At 63.8% G+C, this 6171-nt stretch carries 7 protein-coding genes; all 7 read left to right on the plus strand.

What is annotated here, in order from left to right; genetic code table 11:
* A partial coding sequence (locus tag VFW93_RS12280) for a serine/threonine-protein kinase (RefSeq protein ID WP_329694280.1) occupies positions 1-752 on the plus strand: 752 nt, incomplete at its 5' end.
* Positions 753-769: 17 nt separating this feature from the next.
* A complete protein-coding gene (locus VFW93_RS12285) occupies positions 770-1705 on the plus strand; it encodes a PP2C family serine/threonine-protein phosphatase (RefSeq protein ID WP_329694281.1) in 936 nt (311 codons plus the stop codon).
* 93 nt (positions 1706-1798) lie between these two features.
* Entirely contained in the window at positions 1799-2539 is a 741-nt protein-coding gene (gene rph / locus VFW93_RS12290) for a ribonuclease PH (protein WP_329694282.1), read from the plus strand.
* Between the two features lie 5 nt (positions 2540-2544).
* Entirely contained in the window at positions 2545-3204 is a 660-nt protein-coding gene (gene rdgB, locus VFW93_RS12295) for an RdgB/HAM1 family non-canonical purine NTP pyrophosphatase (RefSeq protein WP_329694283.1), read from the plus strand.
* 25 nt (positions 3205-3229) lie between these two features.
* On the plus strand, positions 3230-4426 hold the full coding sequence (gene hemW / locus VFW93_RS12300) for a radical SAM family heme chaperone HemW (protein ID WP_329694284.1): 1197 nt from the start codon (positions 3230-3232) through the stop codon (positions 4424-4426).
* Between the two features lie 64 nt (positions 4427-4490).
* Positions 4491-4982, plus strand: a complete 492-nt coding sequence (locus tag VFW93_RS12305; protein WP_329694285.1) for a hypothetical protein — start codon at positions 4491-4493, stop codon at positions 4980-4982.
* Positions 4979-6171, plus strand: a 1193-nt coding sequence (locus VFW93_RS12310; protein ID WP_329694286.1) for a GAF domain-containing protein, incomplete at its 3' end; no start/stop codon positions are given. The genes VFW93_RS12305 and VFW93_RS12310, both read left to right, overlap by 4 nt.

The raw sequence follows: 6171 nt of genomic DNA on the forward strand, positions 1-6171 counted from the left end.
ACCGGCTGGGCCTGAAGAGCTTCTTCGAAGAAGGCCGTTCCCTCGCGCAGATCAGCCACCCGAGCGTCGTCTCGGTGCTGAACTTCTTCCGCGAGAACGAAACCGTCTACATGGTGATGAACTACCTCCAGGGCGATACCCTGCAGGATTTCATCGTCACCGCCCGCGATCTCAAGCGCGACAAGGTCTTCCGCGAATCCACGATCCGCTCGTTGTTTGACGAGATCCTGCGCGGCTTGCGCATCGTCCACCAGCACAAGATGCTGCACCTGGACATCAAGCCCGCCAACATCTTCATCACCAACGACAACAAGGCTGTGCTGCTGGATTTCGGCGCCGCGCGCGAGGTGCTGTCCAAGGAAGGCAACTTCATCCGCCCGATGTACACGCCCGGCTTTGCCGCGCCCGAGATGTACCGCCGGGACGGCTCCCTGGGCCCCTGGACGGACATCTACGCCATCGGCGCCTGCATCTACGCCTGCATGCAGGGCTACCCGCCCAACGATGCGCCACAACGTCTGGAAAAAGACCGCTTAGGGCTTTCTCTCTCAAGACTGCGCAACGTGTATTCGGATAACCTCATCGAAGTGACCGAATGGTGCATGTCGCTGGATCCCCTGGCTCGTCCGCAAAGCGTGTTCGCCTTGCAAAAGGAGCTGGCCCGCGAGACGGAACGGCGCTATTCCAAGCTCACATTTGCCGAGCGGGTGAAACTGCAACTTGAAAACCTCAAATCGGGTGCGAAGGCGTAAGCGCGCATGAAGCAGGCATGAGATTCTCCGTCTACCAGATCAGCCGCAAGGGCGGCCGCGAAAAGAATGAAGACCGCATGGGCTATTGCTACACGCGGGATTCGGGCCTGTTTGCCCTGGCAGACGGCATGGGCGGTCACCCCGAAGGCGAGATGGCATCCCAGCTGGCCTTGCAGACCATGGCCGCGCTCTACCAGCGCGACGCACGCCCCACCCTGGCCGACCCCATCCGCTTCCTGCAGGACGCCGTCATGGCCGGGCACCACCAGTTGCTGCGTTACGCCAGTGAAAAAGGCCTGATGGACACCCCCCGTACAACCATCGTCGCCTGCATCCTGCAAGGCAACTCGGCGTACTGGGCCCATTGCGGTGATTCGCGCCTGTACTTCGTGCGCGGCGACAAGCTGATCGCCCGCACGCGCGATCACTCCTATTCCGAACTGCAGCAAACCTTGTCCACCGTGGTGCCCCTCAACGAGCGCTACAACCGCAACGTGCTGTTCACCTGCCTGGGCAGCCCCGGCAAGCCCGTGGTCGACACGGCCGGCCCCCTGATCCTGCAGGAAGGCGACCGCATCATGCTGTGCTCCGATGGCATGTGGGGCACCGTGGAAGACGAAGAAATCACCCGCCACCTGTCCACCCGCACCATCTCGGATGCCGTGCCGGAGCTGGTGGAAGTGGCCCTGCGCAATGGCGGTGTCAAGTGCGACAACGTCACCGTGCTGGCCATGGAATGGGAATCGGCCTCCAACGACGACAGCCCCAATGTCTCCACCGACACCCTGGGTGAAGAGGTTTTTGCCTCCACCATCCAGGCCAGCGTGGGCAACACCGGCACACCGGGCGACAATGTCGAAGCCGACGATCTGGACGAAGCCGAGATCGAACGTTCGATCCGCGAGATCAACGAGGCGATCCGCCGCTCGGCCAGCGCCGCCAAGAAAAACTGACAAGCTTCAGCCCCGCTTGACTGATCAACCGGCCGCTGTGGCCGGTTGGTTTTTTGTACGGTCCATTTTCATTTGATGACCAGGAGCCCCTTCATGGCATACCAACGCAACCTGGGCCGCGCCGCCGACGCCCTGCGCCCCCTGTCCATCACCCGCGGCTACACCAAGCACGCCGAGGGCGCCGTCCTGATCTGCTTTGGCGACACCAAGGTGCTGTGCACCGCCTCCGTCGAAGAAAAGGTGCCCCCGCACAAGCGTGGCAGCGGCGAGGGCTGGGTCACAGCCGAATACGGCATGCTGCCTCGCGCCACCCACTCGCGCAGCGACCGTGAAGCCGCTCGCGGCAAACAGACCGGCCGCACGCAAGAGATCCAGCGCCTGATCGGCCGCAGCCTGCGCGCCGTGTTCGACCTGGCCAAGCTGGGTGAGCGCTCCATCGTGATCGACTGCGACGTCATCCAGGCCGATGGCGGCACCCGCACGGCGGCCATCACCGGCGCCTACGTGGCCGCCGTGGATGCGGTCAGCGGCCTGATCGCCAAGGGCAAGCTCACCGCCAGCCCGATCATGCACCCCGTGGCCGCCATCAGCGTGGGCATCGTGGAAGGCACGCCCCTGCTCGATCTGGAATACACCGAAGACTCGGCCTGCGACACCGACATGAACGTCGTCATGACAGGCGCCGGTCACTTCGTGGAAGTGCAAGGCACGGCCGAAGGCGTGGCCTTCACGCGCGCCGAGATGGACCAGCTGCTGGCACTGGCCGACAAGGGCATCCGCGAGCTGATCTCGGCACAGGCAGGCGCGCTGGCGCAGCCCTTGATCAAAGCCTGACAGCCATGAGCAAGCAACTGATCCTCGCCTCCAACAACGCCAAGAAGCTGCGTGAACTGCAGGCTCTGATCACGCCATTGGGTGTGGAGCTGGTCACGCAAGGATCCTTGGGCATACCAGAAGCCGAGGAGCCCCACATCACCTTCGTGGAAAACGCCTTGGCCAAGGCCCGCCACGCAGCACGTGAAGGTCAAGGCCCCGCCATCGCGGACGATTCAGGTCTGTGCGTGGCGGCCCTGGGTGGCGCCCCCGGCGTCCGCTCTGCCCGTTATGCCGTGGACGCCGGCCGCATCGCCGAAGGCCTGCCCCGCGAACAGATCGACACGGCCAACAACGCCTGGCTGATGGCGCAGATGCAAGGCCAGCCCAACCGCCGCGCCCACTTCACCTGCCTGCTGGTGGCCGTGCGCCACGCCGATGATCCTGAGCCGCTGATCGCCGAGGGCCACTGGGAGGGCGAGCTGCTGAACGAAGGCCTGGGCGAACATGGCTTCGGCTACGACCCGCTGCTCTGGATTCCCGCCTATCAACAAAGCGCCGCGCAGCTCGCACCCGAAGTCAAGAACGGCATCAGCCACCGCGCACAGGCCTGCCAGAAGATGCTCGCCTTGATCCAGCACCAATGGGGCCTGGGGCAAGGCGATCGCTGGCCGTGGCAGATCTGAACCCGAAGCAAGGCGAGCCAACAAGATGATCACGCTGCAACGCCCCGGCGCCCTGCAGGCCTTGCCGCCGCTGTCGCTGTACGTGCACCTGCCCTGGTGCCTCAAGAAGTGCCCCTACTGCGACTTCAACTCGCATCAAGTCGGCGCCAGGACCGGTGGCAGCCAGCTCGCCCCCCACATCGAGCACCAGTACATCGACGCCCTGATGGCGGACCTCGAATCCGCCCTGCCCCAGATCTGGGGCCGCCGCGTGCTCACCATCTTCATTGGTGGCGGCACACCCAGCCTGTTCTCGCCCGAGAGCATCGACCGCCTGCTGGCCGACATCCGCGCCCGCCTGCCGCTGGAGCCGCAATGCGAGATCACCCTGGAAGCCAATCCCGGTACCTTCGAGAAAGACCGCTTCAAGGCCTTCCGCCAGGCCGGCGTGAACCGCCTGTCCATCGGCGTGCAAAGCTTTGACGACGCCAAGCTCAAGGCCCTGGGCCGCGTGCATGACCGCACACAGGCCATTGCCGCCATCGAAGAAGCCCAGCAGCACTTCGACACCTTCAATCTCGATCTGATGTACGCCCTGCCCGGCCAGAGCACGGCCGACCTGGACGCCGACGTGCAGCAGGCACTGGCTTTCGAGCCCCCGCACTTGTCGCTCTATCACCTCACGATGGAGCCCAACACCGTCTTTGCCAACCAGCCGCCGAAGGATCTGCCGGACGAAGACACGGCTTTCGACATGCTCGATCGCCTCATCGAACAAGCCGACGCAGCCGGGCTGCAGCGCTACGAGGTCTCCGCCTACGCGCGCCCTGGTCACCAGTGCCAGCACAACCTGAACTACTGGCAGTTTGGCGACTACCTCGGCATCGGCGCCGGCGCGCACAGCAAGATCAGTTTTCCGGATCGCATCGTGCGCCAGGTGCGCTGGCGCGAGCCGGCCAGCTACATGGACAAGGCGCGCCAGGGCCAGGCTTGCTCGAACGACACACCGGTGGACCTGTCCTCACGCGCGTTCGAGTTCATGATGAATGCCCTGCGCCTCAAGGATGGCTTCGAGCTGCTGCGCTTCAGTGAACGCACCGGGCTCACACTGGCCAGCATCCAGCAACCGCTGGCCCAGGCCGAAGCACAAGGCCTGCTGCAACGCGATCTGGCACGCGCCTGGCCCACCGCCAGGGGCTTTGATTTCCTCAGCGATCTGCAGGCCCTGTTTCTGAAGGATTGAGGTGACGGCCGTCGCCACCTACAATCCGGCGACATTCCCGCTTCAGTCTCAGTCGAACCGCAGCATGACTCCCGCCTTGCTCAGCGACAGCACCGTGGCCTTCATCCAGCGGGAGGTGGCCATCGATGTTGCCTCGTGCTCATCGGATCTCCGCCCCAGTGCCTGCCGGGGCTTTGCGTGTCGCGTCTCCCCAGACCGGCAACGACTGACCTTGTTCGTGCGTCGAGGAGAAGCCAGCCAGTTGCTCCAGGATGTGCTCGGTCGGGACATCATTGCCGTCGTGTTCTGCCTGCCCGAAACCGAAGCGGCCATTCAGATCAAAGGGCGTCAGATCAGCCTCTCGGCGGCCCATGCCGACGACATTGCACACATCGATCGCTATCGCCACGCGTTCGTGGACGGCATCATGCGCCTGGGGTACGACCGTGAATTCGGCCTGCACCACATGGCCACGGAACCCGGACAGATGGTGGCCCTGAGCTTCACCCCGGAGTGGATCTTCGAACAGACGCCCGGCCCCATGGCCGGCAAGCGCATGGGGAACCCTCAGGCATGAGCACGGTGTGTATCGCCCATCTGCGCAACTGCTTTGAAGGTGGCGTGCCCAGTGCGTTGTCCACCTGTGCGCTGGACGGCACACCCAATATCGCCTACCTGTCCCAGGTGCAATACGTGGACCGGAACCACGTTGCCACCACGTTCCAGTTCTTCAACAAGACACGCCAGAACATCCTGGCCAACCCTCAGGCCTTGCTGAAGGTGGTGGACCCGTTCAACGGCAGCGGCTACAAGCTGCATGTGCGCTACCTGCGCACTGAAACCAGCGGCCCCTTGTTCGAGAGCATGAAGGCCAAGCTGGCCGGCATCGCCTCACACACCGGCATGACCGACGTGTTCAAGCTCCTGGGCTCGGACATCTACGAAGTCGAAAGGGTGGAAGCAGTCGTGCACCCCATGGCTGTTGCCGCGCCACCGGTTCAGGACAGTCTGCCCAGGCTGCGGCACATGAGCACGATGCTCAACGCCAGTCGGGATCTGGACGAGTTGCTCGACAACACATTGACCGCGCTGCAAACCGTTTGCGGCATCGGGCACATGATGATCCTCAAGCTTGACGAATGTGGCGAGCGCCTGTTCACCGTGGCAAGCCGCGGTTACGAACAGTCCGGCGTGGGATCGGAGATTCCGATGGGGCACGGCGTGATCGGCGTGGCCGCGCGAGAGCGCACCCCCATTCGCATCTCGCACATGACCAGCGAGTACATCTACGGCAAGGCGGTTCGGGACAGCGCAGAGGCGCTGGGGCTGCATCACCAGCTTGAAACGGCCATCCCGATGCCCGGGCTGGCCGAATGCCGAAGCCAGATGGCGGTGCCCATCACGGCAGGCAACAAACTCCATGGCGTGCTGTACGTGGAGAGCCACGAAGACCTGCGCTTCACCTATGACGACGAAGACCTGCTGCAGATCCTGGCACAGCAGTTCGGCTGGATCGCGCAAAGCATGGCCTGCGCCGAGCCCATGGAGCTTGCGGCCGACATACCCCAGACACCGGCACCGGCAAGTGCACCGACATGGCCCGAGCCATCGCCGCCAGCCAGCACGCCTGCACCACAGGACGAACGCCCCATGCTGGTACGGTACTTCAAGGCCGATCACAGCATATTCCTGGATGAGGACTACCTGATCAAGGGTGTGGCGGGTGCCATTTTCTGGAAGCTGGTCCAGCTTCGGGAAAAGGAAGG

Source organism: Aquabacterium sp. (assembly GCF_036279675.1).
In the GTDB taxonomy this organism is placed as follows: domain Bacteria; phylum Pseudomonadota; class Gammaproteobacteria; order Burkholderiales; family Burkholderiaceae_C; genus Aquabacterium.